Genomic DNA, 2673 nt, shown 5'->3' on the forward strand with positions numbered 1-2673 from the left:
AGCAGGAGGAACTTTAGTCGCAAGTTTAATGCAACGTCTTATTAAAAATAATATTGAAATGCCCAATAAAATAATTCTCATATCGCCTGTTATGGATGCAAGTATGTCTAATCCTGAAATTGAAAAAGTAGATAATATTGACCCAATACTCTCGAAAAAGGGGGTGTTAAGTGCAAAAAAGATGTGTGTTGAGAATAATGATTTGAAAAACGTAATGGTTTCACCATTATTTGGGAATTTCGAAAATTTCCCACAAACATTTCTCTTTCTTGCAGAAAATGACATTACGTATCCAGATCAGAAATTGGCAGTTCAAAAATTTATTGAAGCAAAAGTTAATTTAGAAATAATTGAAGGAAAGAATATGCCACATATTTGGCCTTTTCTACCAGTAATGAAAGAAGCTAAAATAGCCTTGAATGAAATAATCAGAATACTAAATCACTAAATACAAGCTTGTTTCTAAAATATACGTGATAATGTTAGAAAACAATACTTTTTACTCGTTATAAGTTAAGTTCTTATATGAAAGTTTACTACTTTGAGATTGACATGTCACACACTAAACATTCACATTAACCATGAAAAAGCACATTTTAAATATACCATTTTAATAAGCTATTATTATATTGCCCTATATGAACACTATTTTGAATCTACATTATATGGTGACACTAATACATAAGGTGTGGAAGTCAAAATAACTTAAGTTTGACTTCAATTAATATTTAGGGCTTGATCCCCTTTTATCATATATAGTTAAGAGATGAGTAGGTATAATTTTCATTCTTTTAATCGATATAGGACATTCCATAGTTGCTTCTCTTAAGATAGATGTAAAGATTTTATTATAGTCTCGTATATATGGGGAGGATAATTTATTTTTGATGTGTTTAAGGATTTTACCATTAAGATTCTAAATGAGATTAGTTGTATAGATTATTTTTCTAATCCGATTGGAAACTTAAGGAGGGAGGTAAGTTCATCCTAGTTGTTTTAACAGCTTCTTATGTAGTAGTAATTACTTTCCCATTTCTGGGCAAGAAGGTGTTTTCATTAAGTTTCAGTAGCTTGTTTTATAGGCGTGTCATAGATGTTTTTTTTGTCTTTTTTAAACTGCTTTTTATTTTTATGGACTACATATTTACAAGCATTTCAGATCTGATGGCTACACATATCTGAGTTTTGAGTTCAGGAAAAATGGTTTTTATAATAACTGTAAATTTAATAGGCTTATCTGTTACAGTTATAAGCAAGTCTTGTACTCCTCGTGATTTCATATCAGTAGGTATCTGTATATACACACAAAAAGCTATGGATTTTTTCCCACCTATCCATAGCGCTAAAACCTCATTCTTTCTAACTCTAAGAATTCTTATGACTATGTAAATTGTTTTGTTTCTTTTTGCTAACTTACTACTTGCAGACGTAACTAATCATAATCAACACATGCCATTTAAGATTTTCGTTATATAATATCTTGCTGAATCGCATACTTCACCAAACCAATCATATTTTTAGTTCCTATTTTTCGCATCAAATTCTTACGGTGTGTTTCAACGGTATTTACAGAGATAAAAAGCGCTTCTGCTATTTCTTGAGTGTTTTCTTCTTGAGAAATTAATATTAAAATTTCCATCTCCCTTTCACTTAGTTTAACTGCAGAAACTGTTGTGTCTTTGGCGTTAAAGAGACTGTTATTAATGATCTGTTTTACTTCTTCAGAAAAATAATTGGTATCACTAAATACAGAAGTAATGGCGGTAATTAATTCTACCTTACCTGTATTCTTTAAAAGATAACCATTAATTCCAGCCTTGATAGCTCTGGTTATTATCTCACTATTGTAATGAGAACTAACAGCTATAATTTTAATATTTCGGAATATACTAGTGCCTTTTGGTAATCCTTAAGATCTTTATAATTATAAGAAAACATCATATAAAGTGCTTTTTTATACTCAATAGAATTGATACCTAAACTTATAGAATCACATTGATCCATAAATTCTTTAGCTCTGTCTTTATCTCCTTCACTAGTATAAAAAGTACTTATGTTTAATAATGCCGCACCGATTTCTTCCTTAATCCCCAGATTTTTAGATATTTCATAAGATTTCATCATATAATCTAATGCCTTATCTTTTTCCTTTAAATAAGATGAAATTGCTCCTAGGTTGTTATAGGAATAAAACAATTCTAAATTGTTGTTTGAATTTAGATACTCAATAGATTTAAGTATAAACTTTTCTGCATTTTTATAATCTTCTTGATAATAGTGAATAAGTCCTATATTATTATACACTTGATTTTTATTAGATTTAGTGGTGCTAAAATTTAAGGCTTCTTCAAAGTTGTTAAGAGCTTCATTATAAGATCCTTCATGCATATATATATATATAGCTCCTAACCGATTATATGAATTATAGATATGTAGTGAGTCATTATTTTTTACTAATTTTTAATGACTGAATATAATTTTTCACAGAATTTGGGTAATCTTCTTCACAATAATAAAATTCAGCAAAAGCCCCGTAAGTATCAATTAACAAAGAATCTTTCAATGTAGAGGGTTCAATAGATTTTAGCTCAAGTCTGTTTTTAATTAAAAGAGGTTCTGCTAAATCAAATTCTCTATTATTATGGTATATTGAAGCAATAAGTATTCTAGATA

The 2673-nt window shown here is 28.8% G+C and carries 5 protein-coding genes; 1 reads left to right on the top strand and 4 read right to left on the bottom strand.

What is annotated here, in order from left to right:
* On the top strand, positions 1 to 448 hold a 448-nt coding region (locus CXF67_RS09145), incomplete at its 5' end, for an alpha/beta hydrolase fold domain-containing protein (protein ID WP_145990432.1).
* Between the two features lie 688 nt (positions 449 to 1136).
* Here CXF67_RS09145 and CXF67_RS17855 read toward each other — a convergent pair.
* From CXF67_RS17855 to CXF67_RS18210, 4 genes are all read right to left on the bottom strand, one after another.
* Positions 1137 to 1391: a transposase gene (locus tag CXF67_RS17855; protein WP_145990433.1), complete on the bottom strand. Its 255-nt coding sequence runs from the start codon at positions 1389 to 1391 to the stop codon at positions 1137 to 1139.
* A gap of 77 nt (positions 1392 to 1468) precedes the next feature.
* A complete protein-coding gene (locus CXF67_RS19065) occupies positions 1469 to 1888 on the bottom strand; it encodes a response regulator transcription factor (protein WP_308302191.1) in 420 nt (139 codons plus the stop codon).
* Positions 1864 to 2388, bottom strand: a complete 525-nt coding sequence (locus CXF67_RS09160) for a tetratricopeptide repeat protein (RefSeq protein WP_102088481.1) — start codon at positions 2386 to 2388, stop codon at positions 1864 to 1866. Before CXF67_RS09160 ends, CXF67_RS19065 begins: the two co-directional genes overlap by 25 nt.
* A gap of 55 nt (positions 2389 to 2443) precedes the next feature.
* On the bottom strand, positions 2444 to 2673 hold a 230-nt coding region (locus CXF67_RS18210), incomplete at its 5' end, for a hypothetical protein (protein ID WP_180957940.1).

This window comes from Psychroflexus sp. MES1-P1E (genome assembly GCF_002836055.1).
Lineage (GTDB): Bacteria > Bacteroidota > Bacteroidia > Flavobacteriales > Flavobacteriaceae > Psychroflexus.